The 16,313-nt window shown below is 67.5% G+C and carries 11 protein-coding genes; 7 read left to right on the top strand and 4 right to left on the bottom strand.

Annotated elements, in window-relative coordinates:
- Positions 1-25: 25 nt before the first annotated feature.
- Positions 26-1,525, bottom strand: a complete 1,500-nt coding sequence (locus EYF70_RS02985; protein WP_131144070.1) for a DEAD/DEAH box helicase — start codon at positions 1,523-1,525, stop codon at positions 26-28.
- A gap of 256 nt (positions 1,526-1,781) precedes the next feature.
- Here EYF70_RS02985 and EYF70_RS02980 point away from each other — a divergent pair, with 256 nt between their 5' ends.
- Positions 1,782-4,952 carry a ligand-binding sensor domain-containing diguanylate cyclase gene (locus EYF70_RS02980; protein ID WP_229420680.1) on the top strand — a complete coding sequence of 1,057 codons (3,171 nt, stop codon included), beginning with the start codon at positions 1,782-1,784 and terminating at the stop codon, positions 4,950-4,952.
- Between the two features lie 226 nt (positions 4,953-5,178).
- The gene (locus EYF70_RS02975; RefSeq protein WP_218943750.1) at positions 5,179-6,423 is read left to right on the top strand and encodes a glycosyl hydrolase; all 1,245 of its coding nucleotides are present in this window, start codon (positions 5,179-5,181) and stop codon (positions 6,421-6,423) included.
- A gap of 67 nt (positions 6,424-6,490) precedes the next feature.
- Here the strand turns inward: EYF70_RS02975 and EYF70_RS02970 are convergent, their stop codons facing one another.
- Complete coding sequence (locus tag EYF70_RS02970; protein WP_131144068.1) at positions 6,491-8,149, bottom strand: methyl-accepting chemotaxis protein; 1,659 nt, start codon at positions 8,147-8,149, stop codon at positions 6,491-6,493.
- Between the two features lie 267 nt (positions 8,150-8,416).
- Here EYF70_RS02970 and EYF70_RS02965 point away from each other — a divergent pair, with 267 nt between their 5' ends.
- The 4 genes from EYF70_RS02965 (at position 8,417) to EYF70_RS02950 (ending at position 13,248) form a co-directional block, all read left to right on the top strand.
- A complete protein-coding gene (locus EYF70_RS02965; RefSeq protein WP_131144067.1) occupies positions 8,417-9,073 on the top strand; it encodes a PEP-CTERM sorting domain-containing protein in 657 nt (218 codons plus the stop codon).
- A 289-nt stretch (positions 9,074-9,362) separates the two neighbouring features.
- Positions 9,363-9,890, top strand: a complete 528-nt coding sequence (locus EYF70_RS02960) for a (2Fe-2S)-binding protein (RefSeq protein WP_131144066.1) — start codon at positions 9,363-9,365, stop codon at positions 9,888-9,890.
- Complete coding sequence (locus EYF70_RS02955) at positions 9,887-10,963, top strand: FAD binding domain-containing protein (protein WP_131144065.1); 1,077 nt, start codon at positions 9,887-9,889, stop codon at positions 10,961-10,963. Before EYF70_RS02960 ends, EYF70_RS02955 begins: the two co-directional genes overlap by 4 nt.
- Positions 10,960-13,248, top strand: coding sequence for a xanthine dehydrogenase family protein molybdopterin-binding subunit (locus EYF70_RS02950; protein ID WP_131144064.1), 2,289 nt, complete (start codon positions 10,960-10,962; stop codon positions 13,246-13,248). The genes EYF70_RS02955 and EYF70_RS02950 overlap by 4 nt, the downstream gene beginning before the upstream one ends.
- 172 nt (positions 13,249-13,420) lie before the next feature.
- Here the strand turns inward: EYF70_RS02950 and lpxO are convergent, their stop codons facing one another.
- Positions 13,421-14,320: a lipid A hydroxylase LpxO gene (lpxO, locus tag EYF70_RS02945; protein WP_131144063.1), complete on the bottom strand. Its 900-nt coding sequence runs from the start codon at positions 14,318-14,320 to the stop codon at positions 13,421-13,423.
- A gap of 228 nt (positions 14,321-14,548) precedes the next feature.
- Between lpxO and EYF70_RS02940 the strand changes: the two genes are divergently transcribed.
- Entirely contained in the window at positions 14,549-15,478 is a 930-nt protein-coding gene (locus EYF70_RS02940; protein WP_131144062.1) for a PLP-dependent cysteine synthase family protein, read from the top strand.
- Here the strand turns inward: EYF70_RS02940 and EYF70_RS02935 are convergent.
- Complete coding sequence (locus tag EYF70_RS02935; RefSeq protein WP_229420679.1) at positions 15,429-16,277, bottom strand: cytochrome c oxidase assembly protein; 849 nt, start codon at positions 16,275-16,277, stop codon at positions 15,429-15,431. The genes EYF70_RS02940 and EYF70_RS02935 overlap by 50 nt on opposite strands.
- Positions 16,278-16,313: the final 36 nt, after the last annotated feature.

Genomic DNA, 16,313 nt, shown 5'->3' with positions numbered 1-16,313 from the left:
GGGACCGTTGCCTGGGCCGCGCGATTCATTCCTTGCGCAGGCCGCCGAGCAGCGCGGCCAGCCGGGGCTTCGGTTTCGACGGCGCGGACGACGAAGGCGTGGTGGTGGTCGAGGCGGTGCTCGGGCGGCTCGGCTCGTACGGCTTCAGGAACCACGGGTCGACCTTGTCGCGGCGCGGGCCGGACGGGCGCGGACCGCGGTCGGCGCCGGGGCGGCCATTGCCGGCATAGCCGCCGTTGGCGGAACCGGCATAGCCGCCGCCCTGCGGGCGTTCGCCTTCGGCGCCGCGGCGCGGCGGCCGGCGGTCGCTGCCGCCCCGCTCTTCGCTGGCACGGGCGCCGGGGCGGAAGCCTTCCAGCTCGCCGCGCTTGATGGTCTGCTTGATCAGCTTCTCGATATCGGCCAGCAGGCGCTCGTCCTTGTCCGAATAGATCGAGATCGCATCGCCCGAGGCGCCGGCGCGGCCGGTGCGGCCGATGCGGTGCACGTAGTCTTCCGCGTTGTACGGCAGGTCGTAGTTGATCACGCACGGCAGGTCGGAGATGTCGAGGCCGCGCGCCGCCACGTCGGTGGCCACCAGCACGTCCACTTCACCGCGCTTGAACGCTTCCAGCGCGGCCATGCGTTCCTGCTGCGTCTTGTCGCCGTGGATCGCGGAAGCCTTCATGCCTTCCTGTTCCAGGCCGCGCGCCAGGCGCGAGGCGCCGATCTTCGTATTCGAGAAGACGATCACCTGCTTCAGCTCGCGCTGGCGCAGGATATGGGCGACGGCGTCGCGCTTGTTTTCCTCGGTGACCTTGTAGACCACCTGGGTCACCTTGTCGGCCGTGGCATTGCTGCGCGCCACTTCGATGGTGACCGGGTTGCTCAGGAAGGTCGCCGCCAGCTTCTTGATCTCGGCCGAGAAGGTGGCCGAGAACATCAGGTTCTGGCGCTGCTTGGGCAGCAGGTTGATGATGCGCTGCAGGTCCGGCAGGAAGCCCATGTCGAGCATGCGGTCCGCTTCATCCATCACCAGCATCTGCACCTGCGACAGCGAGATGTTCTTCTGTTCCACGTGGTCCAGCAGGCGGCCCGGCGTGGCGATCACGATCTCGACGCCGCCGCGCATGATCGCGGCCTGCGGCTTGATGTCGACGCCGCCGTACACCACGGTCGAACGCAGCGGCGTGTGCTTGCAATAATTCGCGACATTCTCCGCCACCTGCACGGCCAGCTCGCGGGTCGGCGCGAGGATCAGCGCGCGCACCGGGTGGCGCGCGGGGCTCATGCTCGCGTTGGCGTGCGCCAGCAGCAGCTGGATGATGGGCAGCGAAAAGCCGGCGGTTTTACCGGTACCGGTCTGGGCCGCTCCCATCACGTCGCGTCCCTGCAACACCACCGGGATCGCCTGCGCCTGGATCGGCGTCGGGTGTTCGTAGCCCTGTTCGGTGAGGGCGCGCTGGATGTCGGGAGAGAGGCCGAAGTCGGAGAAACGCACCTGGGCGGGCGCCTCAGGCTGGGCGGTTGTTTCGATGTCAGACATAAATGATTGGTCGTACGACCATGCTTTCCGATAAATAACTACTGCTGTAACCGGGACTGCCAACCCCGCTGAGGCCGGGAGGCCAACCGCGCTGAGGCTGAACGGCCAACCACGCCAAGGCTGGAACACCAACCCTGTCAAGGGTGGAATGGCCAACCTCGAATAATACCTGTTTCAAGCGGGATACGCACAGAATAGCCGTACAGAGCGGCATTTTATTGCATAAAGGGAAAACGATTGCTGGCATAATCGCCGGATGCGCGCTCATCTCTTCTACCTGGCGCGGCCGCTGCGGGCCGCCGCAATGACAGCATTCACGGTGCTGCTTGTGCTAGCTGCCCTGCCCCCGGCCGCGGCGCTGGCCGACACCGGCGCACCGCCGACCTTGCGCTTCAAGAAGCTGGGGCCGCTCGGCAACGACGAACCGTCGATGCTGTCGCTGCTGCAGGATCGCCAGGGCTTCATGTGGATCGGCACCCACGTGAATGGCCTGTACCGCTACAACGGCTACCAGGCGGTGCGCTACCAGAACCGGGCAGGCGACCCGAAAAGCCTGCCGCACGACCGGGTTTCCACGCTCCACGAAGACCGCCAGGGCCGAATCTGGGCCGGCACGCAGAACGGCCTGGCGCTGTTCAACCCGGCCAGCAACGATTTCACCGTGTACGTGGCGCCACCGGGGCCAAGGGGTGCAAGCTCGGCGAACCGGGGCATCATCAAGCAGATCATTTCGGACGGCAAGGACGGCATGTGGCTGGCCAGCTGGGGCGGCCTGCAGCACTTCGATCCGGCCACCGGCAAGTTCACGGTCCACCAGCACGACGCGCAGCGCCCGGGCAGCCTGGCCAGCAACGACGTCAACGCGCTGGCGCGCGATGCGAAAGGCGGTTTGTGGGTGGCCACCTGGCCGGGCGGGCTCGATTACCTGCCGCCCGGCGGCAGCGAATTCGTGCACCACCATGTGGACCCGGCCGGGCAGACCGATCCGCGCACCAACATCGTGCGCGCGCTGCAGTTCGATGGCGACGGCGCGCTGTGGATCGGCACCGAGAGCGGTGTCCTGCGCTGGGATGGCAAGAGCGACTGGAGCACGCGCCAGCACGTGCCGGCACCGAACAGCCGCGTGACCAGCTTCTATATCGACCGCACCGGCACGCTGTGGGCAACCACGCTGTCCGCCGGCCTGCTGCGCTGGAACGCGGCGGCCGGCACGTTCACCCAATACCGCCACACGCCGAACGACCAGTATTCGCTGCCGGGCGACAGCACGCGGGCGATGCTGCAGGACCGCGGCGGCATGCTGTGGGTGGCCACCTTTACCGATGGCATCGGCCTCGTCAACCTGAACAGCACAGGATTCACCCGCTATGTGCCGCAGCAATTCGATCCCGGCGCGGGCGGGGCCGGCTTCGCCACCGGTATTGCCCCCATCAACACATCCAATAACGCGGCCAATACCGCCGTGCTGACGGTGGCGCGCGCGCCGGGCGGCAAGCTCTGGCTGGGCGGCAACGTGGGCATCAGCCTGTTCGACCCGGCCGCCAACACCGTGGTGCGGCGCCATACCTCCGATCCGCGCCAGCCGGGCTCGCTGTCGCAAAACATCGTCTACAGCCTGTACCAGGAAGCCGACGGTCCCCTGTGGGTCGGCACGTCGAATGGGCTGAACCGCCTGGACAATCCGGCCGGCCCGTTCAAGACCATCCACTTCGGCAACCCGGCCAGCGATTACATCAATGCCATCGCGCCGGGGCGCGGCGGCATCCTGTGGCTCGCCACCGGCAACAGCCTGATCCGCTATGAACCGGCCACCGGCCAGCACCGCATGTTCCAGAACGATCCGGCCGACCCGGCCAGCCGCGCCGTCAACGGTACCTCGTCGGTACTGGAAGACCGCGCCGGCCGGGTATGGATGGGCTCGGAGTGGAATGGCGGCGGCCTCGACCTGCTCGACCCGAAGACCGGCAAGTTCCGCCATTTCACCCACCGCGGCGGCAGCCCCGCCGGCCTGGCCGACGACAACGTCTCCTCGCTGCACGAGGATTCGCTGGGCCGTATCTGGATCGGCACCGCGAAAGGCTTGCAGCAGGTGGTGCAGTCGGGTGAGAACATCACGTTCCGCTCGTATGCCGAAGCGACCCGCGGCGCCAAGATCCTGTCGATCCGCAGCGACCTGGACGACCAGCTGTGGGTCAGCACGATCATCGGCCTGTTCCGCGTCGATCCGGCCACCGCGAAGTCCACGCTGTACACCGCGGCCGACGGCATGACCGACGGCTTCACCGTCAACTCGTCGACGCCCGGGCCGGACGGCATCCTGTACTTCGGCGGCGTGCATGGCCTGACGGCGGTCTCGCCGCGCGAGGTGCGCAGCCAGTCCGTGCCGCCGCAGCTGGCGATCACCGACATCAAGGTCTACAACCGCTCGCTGGCCGAGCCGGGCCCGCACGCGGGCGTGACACTGGACGGCACGGTGACCACCCCGCGCGTGCTGACACTGTCGTCGCGCGCGCCGGCCTTCTCGATCGAGTTCGCCGCCCTGCACTACACGGAACCGGCGCTGAACCGCTACGCGTACCAGCTGGAAGGGTTCGACCGCGACTGGATCGAGACGGACGCCACGCGCCGCGCCGCCACCTATACCAACCTCGATCCGGGGCGCTACGTATTCCGCGTGAAGGCGGCCAACCACCGCGGCCAGTGGAGCCCCGAGCCGGTCACGCTGGCGGTGACGATCACGCCGCCGTTCTGGGAAACCTGGTGGTTCCGCGCGCTGGCCGCGCTGCTGGTGCTGGCACTGCTGTGGGCCGTCTGGCACTGGCGCGTGCGCCAGCTCAAGGGCGTCAACCGCTTGCTGGAAGACCTGGTGCGGGCGCGCACCGCCGCGCTGGAGGAATCGCACCTGAAGCTGGCGGCGCAGGCGACCACGGACGGGCTGACCGGCCTGTCGAACCCGCGCGATTTCGGCGCCCGGCTCGATGCCGAATGGCGCCGGGCCGCCCGCACCGGCCAGGTGCTGTCGCTGGCCCTGGTCAATCCGGACTGGCTGCGGGAATACAACCACGAATACGGCCACGCCGCGGGCGACGACGTGCTGCGCGCCGTGGCCGGCGTGCTGAAGCGCCACGGCCGGCGCACCACCGATTTCGTGGCGCGCCACAGCGGCGGCGAGTTCGCCCTGCTGTGGGCCGCGGGCGATGGCGCCGCCGCGCTGAAGGAAGCGCAGGCGATCTGCGCCGAGGTGGCTGCGCTCGATATCCCGCACGGCAAGTCCCCGCTGGGCAAGCTGACCGTCAGTATCGGCGTCGCGGCGATGCAGCCGACTTCCGAGGCATCGGCCGAACTGGTGCGGCGCGCCGACGAGGCGGTGCTGCGCGCCAAGGAGCAGGGGAGGAATGGCGTGGTGCCTTCGACCGCGGACGCTTGAGCGCATTTCGCAAGAAAGTCCCGTCACCAACGACGACACCTGGTCAAAGCGAACAGCGCCTTCACTAAACAGGACGAAACACGGCCCCCTGCCGGGCACCGGCATTGCCGCGCCAGGTACGCGCCGCTACAGTGCGGCACCGGTGCCCTTCGGGTGGGCGCCCGCCACCACAGGATCACATACCATGTTTCGTACCGCGCGCCCGCGTTGCTGGATGCTTCACGCCATGTCGGCCCTGGCCGGATGGGCCGGTCTTGCCGGCGCCACCCCGGCGGCAACCGCCGCCCCCGAGACCTGCACCGTGAACGGCAAGGCCTGGGCCCTGTGCGCGCGCGGCGACGGCTGGGGCTTCGAACAGGGCGCCTACTGCATCGCGCGCAGCTTCTGCCCGGCCAGCCGCGACAGCCTGCCGGCCGGCACCGGCCGCGCCGCGCCGGTGGACGCGCAGGCCGACCGGACCACCCGCGAGACCTACGCCTGGCTGCGCGGCACCTGGGGCCGCGCCATCATCGCCGGGCAATCCGACCTGACGTGGAAGGATGCGATCGACATGGCCGGACGGGTCCATGCCGACACGGGCAGGTATCCGGCGCTGATGGGCTACGATTTCATGAACTACGGGATGACCGGCGCCGTGGATGGCCAGCGCCAGACCGAGGAAGCGATCGGCTGGGCCAGGCGGGGCGGCCTGGTGGCATTCAGCTGGCACTGGCGCGACCCTTCCCTGCTGCGCACGGCATCGGTCAACCGGGCCAACTTCTATGCCCGCGAGCCCGACCCGAACAAGAACACGTCATTCACGATTCCCGTCGCGCAGGGCGCGCTGGACAGGAACAGCCCGGCCCTGCGCCAGATCGACGACGGCATCGACCTGGTCGCCGCGGAATTGAAAAAACTGGCCGGCGCCGGCGTGACCGTGCTGTGGCGGCCGTTGCATGAAGCCTCGGGCAATGACGGGGATGGCTGGTTCTGGTGGGGCCGGCAGCGCACCGACGGGGTGCCGCAGGCCTATGCGAACATCCTGCTGTGGCGGCACATGTACGACCGGCTGGTCAACGTGCATGGCTTGCACAACCTGATCTGGGTCTGGAACGGCCAGGACCCGGCCTGGTATCCCGGCGACGACGTGGTCGACATCATCAGCTGGGACATCTACGACGATACCGACAACAAGACCTACGGGTCGCAGGCGCGGACCTACCTGAAGGCCCGCAAGACCACGGCCGACAACAAGCCGGTGGCGCTCAGCGAAAACAGCTACATTCCCGATCCGGACAAGATCGCCGCCGACGGGGCGTGGTGGCTGTGGTTCATGACATGGAACGACCGGGACACCCCGGCCGGCGTGACCGCCAGGGAGAATTTCTGGACCGGCGAGTACTACAACACCAACGCGCACAAGCGCAAGGTGTACGGCGATCCCCGCGTGATCACGCTGGAGCGGTTGCCACGGTTCGGCGCGCCACGCTGAGGCCACGGTGAGGTCACGCTGAGGCCACGATGAGGCCACGCTGAAGCCACGCCGAGGCTTCCGGCAGTTAATGGGGCTCCCACGCATCCTTGCCGGCGGCGCGGGGCAGCAAGGGCCGTGCGGCCGCGGCGCGCGCCGGCGTCACCACCGCCTGCGCGGCAACCCCGGCCATCGCATCGGCATTGACGCGGAACGTGGCGACCAGTTCGGCCAGCCGCGCAGCCTGCTGCTGCATCGCTTCGGCCGCCGCCGCCGACTCCTCGACCAGCGCGGCATTCTGCTGCGTGGCCTGGTCCATCTGCACCACCGCCTCGTTGACCTGCTCGATGCCGGCGCTCTGTTCGTTGCTGGCGGCGGTGATCTCGCTGACGATCTCCGACACGCGCGCGATGCTGGTGACGATCTCGCGCATCGTGTTGCCGGCCTCGTCGACCAGGCGCGAACCGGCGTCGACCCTGGCGACCGAATCGCCGATCAGCTGCTTGATGTCCTTCGCGGCGGCGGCCGAGCGGTGCGCCAGGCTGCGCACTTCGGAAGCAACGACGGCGAAGCCCCTGCCCTGCTCGCCGGCGCGGGCCGCTTCCACGGCGGCGTTCAGCGCCAGGATATTGGTCTGGAAAGCGATGCTGTCGATGGTGCCGATGATCTCGACGATCCGCTGCGACGCCGCGTTGATGGAGGCCATCGTGCCGACCACTTCGCCCACCACCTGCCCGCCGCGCACGGCGATGCCGGAAGCCGATTGCGCCAGCCCGTTGGCTTGCCGCGCGTTGTCGGCGTTCTGGCGCACGGTCGACGTCAGCTGTTCCATCGACGACGCCGTTTCTTCCAGCGAGCTGGCCTGCTGCTCGGTGCGCGATGACAGGTCCTGGTTGCCCGCCGCGATCTGGCCGGATGCGGTGGAGATGGTCTCCGTGCCGGCGCGCACTTGCGCCACCAGGCTTTGCAGGCTGGCCATCATGTCCTTCAAAGCCATCATCAATTCACCCGTCTCGTCGCGCGAACGCGCCACGATTTGCCGCGTGAGATCGCCGCCTGCCACCGTGCGCGCCACGTCGACCGCCTCGCGCAACGGCTTCGCGACGATGCCGGCCACCCACAGCGCCAGCGCGATGCCGGCCGTGATCGCGCCAACCAGCAGGGCGATCGTCCAGCCGCGGGTGCTGTCATACAGCTGGGTGGCCGCCGCGCTGGCCCGGTCGCCGCCCGCCACGTTCAGCTGCACGAGCTTGTCCAGCGTGCCGTTGATGTCGCGCAGCAGGCGCGACGCCGCGCCGTTGGCGATCGCCCGGGCCTCGTCGACGCGGCCGGCGCGGCCGAGCGCCATCAGGTTGCCATGCTCGGTGAGGAAGGATTGCCAGCTGCCCCGGAAACTGTCGAACAGCGCCCGCTCTTCGGGACTGGAGATCAGCTTCTCATAGCTGGCCACGTTGGCGCTCGAAGCCGCCAGCACCGTCTCCATCTGCTGGCCAATACGGGTTCTTTCCTCGGCATTGTCGGCCAGCAGGAAGGCCAGCTCCTGGCGCCGCAGATCGCCCGCGTCGGTGCGTACCTGCATCACCGCGCGCACGCTGGGCAGCCAGTTTTCCGCCAGGTCATCCGACGCGAAGTTAATCCGCGACATCGACTGCAGGCAGGCGATGCCGAGCAGCAGCATCAGCAATTGCACCACCGCGAAGGCAAGCAGCAGCTTGCGGGCGATCTTCAGGTCACGAAACCATTGCATGGCCGACTCCTTCCACTGGATGAAGACAGGCGCAGGTCCGGCGGGCCGGCGCCGCGTGACTTCCAGCATGCCACGCCTGCCAAGTACGGGGAGCCACGCTGGCCGGGGATGGCGCGCCTACCACACTTTCAAAACGGTCTTATTGGGAAAGATATAATGCCTTGTTGAAATTTAATGTAACCCGAGGTAGACTACGCCCCTGGCCAAAGAGTCGCCACCTTCTCACATCTGCTCCCTGCCCCGACAGATCCCCTCTTCAAGGAAGCTATGAATCATTCGACGATGACGAAAGCGCTGCTGTTGTGCGCCCTGGCGGCTGGCACGGTTGCACACGCTGCCAACGACAGCAAGCAGGTGGTCAAGGGACCGAAGATCGGCAAGGCCAGCGTGGACGATGTCAAGCTGGACAAGTTCGACGCCGACAAACTGGCCTTCTCCACCATCAATCCGATGCAGTACGGCGGCAATACGGCCGGCTTCGCGAACGTGTTCGGCACGAACGACTGGGAAGTGCTGGGCACGCAGGAAGCCAAGACCACGCTGGTCGATTCCTCGGACCTGTTCGACTTCACGTTCACGGGTGCCGGCGGCACCAGCGGTACCTGGACGATCACCAATACCGGCAGCAGGAACGCCGTGCTCGACCTGACGGTGGCGATCCACGCTTCCAAGGCCAGCACCGCCTTCCTGTTCGATGACCAGGCCGTGGCGGCCGGCCAGACGCTGAACGGTACCTGGCAGATCGAATGGCTGAACGGCGGCGGGCAGGTTCCCGGCTTCTCCAACGTGGTGTTCTTCGGGCGCGACGTTGCGTCGCCGGTACCTGAGCCGCATGTGTTGCCGATGACCCTCGCTGGCCTGGCCGTGCTGGGCACCGCTGCATGGCGCCGCCGGGGCAAAGGAAGCAGCGGCAACGTTGCATGAATGTGACATTTCCCAGGCGAATAGCGTATTTCTTTCTTGAAATTCTGCAAAAGCTTGTTTAATATCATTAACAGATTTCAACGCTCCAGCCCCGCTGGAGTACCGGAATAACATCAAGAACACCTCGTTGTACCCTCGGCCCGCAGTGCAAACTGCGGGCTTTTTCTTTGGCGCTGTCCAGCGCCGTTCCTCCTTCACGTAACCACCATCTGTGTGTGCGCGCACGCAAGGCGGCCGGTGTGCGCGCTACCTTTTCGTTTGTCATGAACACACTGGAAAGGGCCACGCCATGGGAGCTCCCCCGCGCTGTCCGCTGACGATCACCGTCAACGGGCAACAGCACACGATGAACATTGAAGCCTGGGTCACCTTGCTCGACCTGCTGCGCGACCGGATGGGGTTGACGGGCACCAAGAAAGGCTGCGACCACGGCCAGTGCGGCGCCTGCACGGTGCTCGTCGATGGCCGCCGCATCAACGCCTGCCTGACGCTGGCCGTGATGAACGACGGCCGCGAGGTCACCACCATCGAAGGCCTGGCCGACGGCGACGCCCTGCATCCGATGCAGCAGGCTTTCATCGAGCACGATGCCTTCCAGTGCGGTTACTGTACGCCCGGCCAGATCTGTTCCGCGGTGGGACTGGTGAACGAAGGCCGGGCGAGCTGTTCGGCCGAGGTGCGCGAGCTGATGAGCGGGAACATCTGCCGCTGCGGCGCCTATCCGCAGATCCTGCGCGCCGTGTCCCAGGTGGCCGGCGTGCCGGCGGACAGCGAGAATGCCGAAGGCCCCGTCATCATCGGGACGGTGCCGGCATGAACCCGTTCGCCTACGACCGCCCCGCCACCGTGGAAGCCGCGCTGCAGGCCATTGCCGCCCATGCCGCCCATGCCGCCAGTGGCACGACGAATACCGGCGCCGCCAACCAACACGAGAGCCGCTTCGTGGCCGGCGGCACCAACCTGCTCGACCTGATGAAGGAAGGCGTGACGATCGCGCCGCACCTGGTCGACATCAACCGCCTGCCGCTGGACGCCATCGAGGAAAGCCCGGACGGCGGCCTGCTGCTGGGTGCCCTGGCCCGCAACGCCGATACCGCCTACCACCCGCTGGTCGAGCAGCGCTACCCGCTGCTGTCGGCCGCCATCCTGGCGGGCGCCTCGCCGCAATTGCGCAACATGGCCAGCAATGGCGGCAACCTGCTGCAGCGCACGCGCTGCTGGTATTTCTACGACGTGGCCACGCCCTGCAACAAGCGCACGCCCGGCAGCGGCTGCTCCGCCAACGGCGGCATCACGCGCCAGCACGCGATCCTGGGCGCCAGCGAGCACTGCATCGCCACCCACCCATCCGACATGTGCGTGGCGCTGGCCGCGCTGGAAGCGGTGGTGCACGTGCAGTCGGTGCGCGGCAAGCGCGAGATCCCGTTCGCCGAATTCCACCGGCTGCCCGGCGACCGGCCCGACATCGACACCACGCTGGCTCCCGACGAGCTGATCACCGGCATTGCCCTGCCGGATGCCGCGCGGTTCGTGCGCCACTCGGCCTACCTGAAGCTGCGCGAGCGGCTCTCATATGCGTTCGCGCTGGTATCGGTGGCCGCCGCGCTGGACATCGGTGAAGACGGCACCATCGCCGAGGCGCGTATCGCGCTGGGCGGCGTGGCCCACAAGCCATGGCGCCTGCCCGAAGCGGAGCAGCTGCTGGCCGGCGCCGCGCCGGGCGAGGAAGCCTTCGGCCGCGTGGCCGATGCGCTGCTGCACGGCGCCGTGGGCCGCGGCGCCAACGACTTCAAGATTCCGCTGGCCCGCAACGCCATCGTGCGCGCCCTGCACGTGGCCAGCCAGGGAACGGTAACGAACCAGGGCATGCGGAAAGGGGAAGATCGATGACCGACCTGATCGAAGCACTGCAGGCACCCGTGGCGGACCGCGGCACCGGCCCGGTGCGTACCGGCACGCCGGTATCGCGGGTGGATGGCCGCGCCAAGGTGACGGGCCAGGCGAAATACGCGGCCGAACACGCGGCGCCGGACCTGGCGTACGGCGTGGTAGTCAGCTCGCCGGCCGCCAAGGGCACCATCGTGTCGATCGACACGCGCGCCGCGCTGGCGGTCGAGGGCGTGGTCGAGGTGCTGACCCACCTGAACCGCCCGAAGATCCGCTCCTTCGATATCGCCTACAAGGACATGACGGCGCCGGCCGGCTCGCCCTTCCGCCCGCTGTACGACAACCATGTGATGTACAGCGGCCAGCCGCTGGCGCTGGTGGTGGCGGAAACGTTCGAGGCGGCCCGCTATGCGGCATCGCTGGTGACTTTCGAGATCGACGAGGAACCACACGGCACCAAGCTGTCGGCCAACCTGGATCGCGCCTACAAACCGAAGCCGCTGAAGGCCGGCTACGAGCCGCCGCCGGACGAGAAAGGCGATACCGACGCGGCCTTCGATGCCGCCCCCGTGAAGATCGACGCGGAGTTCTACAGCGGGGTGGAACACCACAATCCGATGGAGCTGTTCGCCTCCACCGTGATCCGCGGCGACGACGGCCACCTCATCATCCATGACAAGACGCAGAGTTCGCAGAACAGCCGCTGGTACGTGTCGCACGTGTTCGGCCTGCCGAAGAACAAGGTCACCGTGCGCAATACCTACGTGGGCGGCGCGTTCGGTTCCGGCCTGCGCCCGCAGTACCAGCTCCCGCTGGCCGTGATGGCGGCGCTGCACCTGAAGCGTTCGGTGCGCGTGGTGCTGACGCGCCAGCAGATGTTCACCTTCGGCCACCGGCCCGAGACCGTGCAGCGCGTGAAGCTGGCGGCCGAGCGCGATGGCACGCTGCGCGCCATCTGGCACCAGGCCATCGCGGAAACCTCGCCGATCGAGGACTACGTGGAAGTGGTGGTCAACTGGTCGGGCCTGCTGTATGCCTGCGACAACATCAAGCTCGACTACAAGCTGGTGAAACTCGACCAGTACACGCCGATCGACATGCGCGCCCCGGGCGCCGCGCACGGCGTGCATGCGCTCGAGGTGGCGATGGATGAACTGGCCTACGCGCTGAAGATGGATCCGCTGGCGCTGCGCCTGAAGAACTACGCCGATCGCGTGCCGATCGAGGACAAGCCCTACTCCAGCAAGGAGCTGCGCGCCTGCTACGAGCTGGGTGCCCGGCGCTTCGGCTGGGACCGGCGGCCGCTGGAACCGCGCTCACGCAAGGAAGGCACCGAGTGGGTCGGCTGGGGCATGGCGACCGGCGTGTGGGATGCGATGCAGATGTTCGCCCGCGCCAGCGCCGTGCTGCATGCCGACGGCAAGCTGGTGGTGTCCAGCGCCGCCACCGACATCGGTACCGGCACCTATACCGTGATGGCGATGATCGCCGCCGAGGCCATGGGCCTGCCGCTGGAAGACGTGACGTTCCAGCTGGGCGACTCCACGCTGCCGGTGGCGCCGATCGAGGGCGGCTCGTCGCACGTGACCACGGTGGGTTCGGCGGTGGCCGGGGTGTGCGAAAAGCTGCAGAAGACCCTGTTCAAGCATGCGCAAAAGCTGCGCGGCTCGCCGTTCGCTGACGTGAAGTTCAAGGCCGTGGAATTCGCCGGCGGCATGCTGCGTCTGAAGGAGCGGCACGAAACGGCGATGCCGCTGACGGCCCTGTTGAACGACAGTGGCCTGGTCAGGCTGGAAGAAAAATACCTGATGCTGCCGAACATGCTCAAGCAGCGCAAGTTCCGCCGCCTGGTGCACTCCGCCGTGTTCGTGGAAGTGCGCGTCGACGAGCAGACCGGCATGGTGCGCGTGACGCGCGTGACGAGCGCGATCGCCGCCGGCCGCATCATGAACACGAAGACGGCGACCAGCCAGATCACCGGCGGCATCGTGTGGGGTATCAGCCAGGCGCTGCACGAGGAGTCGTACGCCGACCACCGGCTGGGCCGCTTCATGAACCACAACTACGCGGAATACCACGTGCCGGTGAATGCCGACATCCATGCGATGGACGTGATCTTCGTGGAAGAGGATGACCGGATCGTCAGCCGGCTGGGCGCCAAGGGCGTGGGCGAGATCGGCCTCGTCGGCGTGGCCGCCGCGGTCAGCAACGCCATCTGGCACGCCACCGGCAAGCGGCTGCGCAGTACGCCGATGACGCCGGACAAGGTGCTGGGCGGGGGGCCCTAGTCCGCGGCGGGTGAAATCCTGGTGTCAGACTCAATGCCGTTAAGTTAAGCAATACCCGGCACACTGAAAGCGCATGCATTCACCCCAACAGCGAAGGGCTGGGGTCAGACCCGCCGGGTCTGACCCCGGGGTCTGCATTTGGGGTTCTGCTTGAGCCCCAAACCCGCCAACCTCAGATGTAATAAATCAGCGCGCCCAGCCCGACGATCAGCGCCACCTTGGTGAGCTTGTACGCCGTCTTGTTCCACGCCTTGTAGCGGCGGCGGTAGATGCCGGCGTAGTGGGAAACGCGGAACAGCTTCGACACCATGCCCACCTGGTCGCCCGTTTCGTTCGGCGACGCGGCGGCCGTCATCATCGTGCGGCCCAGGAAGCGGTTGACGGCCTGTGCCCAGCGGAATCGCATCGGGCGTTCCACGTCGCAGAACAGGATGATGCGGTCGCTCTCGCTGCCGTTGATGGCCCAGTGGATGTAGGTTTCGTCGAACATCACGCCCTGGCCGTCGCGCCAGCTGTGGCGCACGCCGTCGACGTCGATGAAGCAGCGGTCGTCGTTCGGCGTGGCCAGGCCCAGGTGGTAGCGCAGCGAACCGGCGAACGGGTCGCGGTGCGGGTTGAGCTTGCCGCCCGGCGGCAGTTCCGCGAACATGGCCGCCTTCACCGACGGAATGCCCTGCAGCAGCGCATGCGTCTTCGGGCACAGCTCGGCCGCCGACGGGTGGCTGGCGTTGTACCACTTCAGGTAGAAGCGCTTCCAGCCCGCCTTGAAGAAGGAGTTGAAGCCGGCATCGTCATTCTTTTCCGACGCCTTGATCTTTTGCAGGCGGATCAGGTTCTCCGCCTCTTCCCGGATCACCTGCCAGTTCTCCTGCAGCGGCGCCAGTTCCTTGAAGTCCGCCACGGGCAGGTACGGCGTGGACGGCACGCGCGAAAAGAAGTGCATGAAGATGTTGATGGGTGCCATGAACGACGAGTGGTCGAACAGCTGGCGGCCGATCGGCAGGCGCACCTTGCCGCGGAAGTGAATGTGCAGCACGGACAGGACGTAGAAACCAACCAGGGCCCATTTCATTGCGCTTACCTCGAGTATTGCCGAAACCGGCCATTTTAACGCAGCTTTCCCGGCCGGGTTCGCGACCGGATTTGCGGCCGGATCGACGGCCTGATTCCCGCCCCGGCCGGCGTTATCGCGGCGTTATGCGTGGCGGGTACTTGCATATCTGTTTTTCGCCCAGGCGCGCGCTGCCGGCACGGCATCGATGTTAAAATTTCTCATAGGAAAAAATTGCAGGGTGCAAGCATGTCGGTTTCCGAACGTACGTCGCAGGTCCACGGTTCCGTCCTCGAGGCCATCGGCAACACCCCGGTGGTACGCCTGGAACGGCTGTTCCATGGCCATGACATCGTGGCCAAGCTCGAGTTCATGAACCCGGGCGGCAGCATCAAGGACAGGATGGTGCGCTACATGCTGCGCTACCTGCCGGCCGGCGTGGAACACGTGGTGGAAAGCTCGTCCGGCAATACCGGCGCGGCGCTGGCGATGGCGGCCGCGGTGCGCGGGCTGCGCTGCGATGTCACGCTGCCGGACCGCACCAGCAGGGAAAAGATGCGCCGCATCGAAGCCTACGGCGCCGAGGTGCACATGTGCGCGTCGGACGTGCCCGAGGCGCACGAAGCCAGCTATCACAGCATGGCCGAACGCATCGCCGCCGAGCATGGCGCCTTTCACCTCGACCAGTACCGCTCGGCCCTGAACCGGCAAGCCCACTACACGGACACGGCGCCCGAACTGTGGTTCCAGCTCGACGGGCGGATCGACTGCTTCGTGTGCGGCATCGGCTCGGGCGGCACCATTTCCGGCATCGGCCGCTTCCTGAAGGAACGCGACCGCCGCATCACGGTGATCGGCGTCGAACCGCTGCACTCGTCGTACCGGGCGGCGGTGACGGGCGCGGTGGCCGACGGCGAATTCGGCTCCGTCATCGAGGGCGTGGGCAAGCGCGCGCCCTCCGGCACGTTCGACGCGGACGTGGTGGACGACGTGATCCAGGTACCCGACGACGACGCCGTCGCCTGGTGCCACCGCCTGGCGCGCGAGGAAGGCATCCTGGCGGGCGGCTCGTCCGGCTGCGTGGCGGCCGGCATCGCGCGCCTGCTGCCGAAGCTGTCCGGCCGCGTGGTCACGGTTTTCCCGGACTCCGGGGTGAACTACCTGTCCAAGTATTTCTGACCGGCGCCAGCCAGCGCAGGCACAGCGCCAGGCCCGCGATCACGTAGGCCAGCCCGCCCGGGATCCACATCACCAGGCCGCCCAGCTGCTGGTCTTCCAGCGGCATCAGGCCGAAGGCCAGCGGCCCGTCGCCATAAGCCGGATACCAGACAGTGCCCGACAGCGCGAACAGCGCGCCGAGCGCACCGGTGTGCATCATCGTCGTGAACAGGTACAGCATGGCCGCGCCCGGCGCCGGGCCGCGCGCGCCCAGCACCGCCCACCAGAACAGCAGTGCCGGGAACAGGAAGCTGGCGTGCTGCCACGCATGCACGGTATCGTCGCGCAGCGCCAGCTGGAACAGGGGCGGCGCATGCCATACCCACAGCGCGGCGAAGTGGATCAGCCAGGCGGACATCGGCCGCGTGACGGCTTGCCAGGCCACCGCCCAGGGCCGCCAGTGCACGCCGTGGCCGATGGCGCGGCGCCAGGCGGCCGGCAGCGCCCACAGCCACGGCCCGAACGGCCGGCCCAGCACCAGCAGCGGTGCCGCCACGATCATCAGCAGCTCGTGCTGCACCATGTGGGCCGCGAACAGCATGGCGCCGGCCGGATCGAGCGGCGAGGCCAGCGCCGCCGCCATGGCCAGCCAGCCGGCGCCGAAATACGCGGCGCGGCCCAGCGCCGGTCCCCTGCCCTGCCCCAGCCGCGGCCACAGCTTTGCCAGCCCGGCCGCGTACAGCAGCAGCGACAAGGCCAGGCAGGCCAGCACCCACCAGTCAGCGCCCCAGCGGAGTGCTTCTGGCTGCGCTTTCGACACGATGTGCGCATGACCAGGCAAAGGAGCCACCAGCAA

Source organism: Pseudoduganella albidiflava, from assembly GCF_004322755.1.
Taxonomy (GTDB): domain Bacteria; phylum Pseudomonadota; class Gammaproteobacteria; order Burkholderiales; family Burkholderiaceae_D; genus Rugamonas; species Rugamonas albidiflava.
This window is presented reverse-complemented; position numbering and strand designations above follow the sequence as displayed.

Excerpts from the sequence above, each read along its gene's own strand:
- EYF70_RS02985 (WP_131144070.1), bottom strand. The coding sequence starts at position 1,525 with ATGTCTGACATCGAAACAACCGCCCAGCCTGAGGCGCCCGCCCAGGTG.
- EYF70_RS02980 (WP_229420680.1), top strand. The coding sequence starts at position 1,782 with ATGCGCGCTCATCTCTTCTACCTGGCGCGGCCGCTGCGGGCCGCCGCA.
- EYF70_RS02975 (WP_218943750.1), top strand. The coding sequence starts at position 5,179 with ATGTCGGCCCTGGCCGGATGGGCCGGTCTTGCCGGCGCCACCCCGGCG.
- EYF70_RS02970 (WP_131144068.1), bottom strand. The coding sequence starts at position 8,149 with ATGCAATGGTTTCGTGACCTGAAGATCGCCCGCAAGCTGCTGCTTGCC.
- EYF70_RS02965 (WP_131144067.1), top strand. The coding sequence starts at position 8,417 with ATGAATCATTCGACGATGACGAAAGCGCTGCTGTTGTGCGCCCTGGCG.
- EYF70_RS02960 (WP_131144066.1), top strand. The coding sequence starts at position 9,363 with ATGGGAGCTCCCCCGCGCTGTCCGCTGACGATCACCGTCAACGGGCAA.
- EYF70_RS02955 (WP_131144065.1), top strand. The coding sequence starts at position 9,887 with ATGAACCCGTTCGCCTACGACCGCCCCGCCACCGTGGAAGCCGCGCTG.
- EYF70_RS02950 (WP_131144064.1), top strand. The coding sequence starts at position 10,960 with ATGACCGACCTGATCGAAGCACTGCAGGCACCCGTGGCGGACCGCGGC.
- lpxO (WP_131144063.1), bottom strand. The coding sequence starts at position 14,320 with ATGAAATGGGCCCTGGTTGGTTTCTACGTCCTGTCCGTGCTGCACATT.
- EYF70_RS02940 (WP_131144062.1), top strand. The coding sequence starts at position 14,549 with ATGTCGGTTTCCGAACGTACGTCGCAGGTCCACGGTTCCGTCCTCGAG.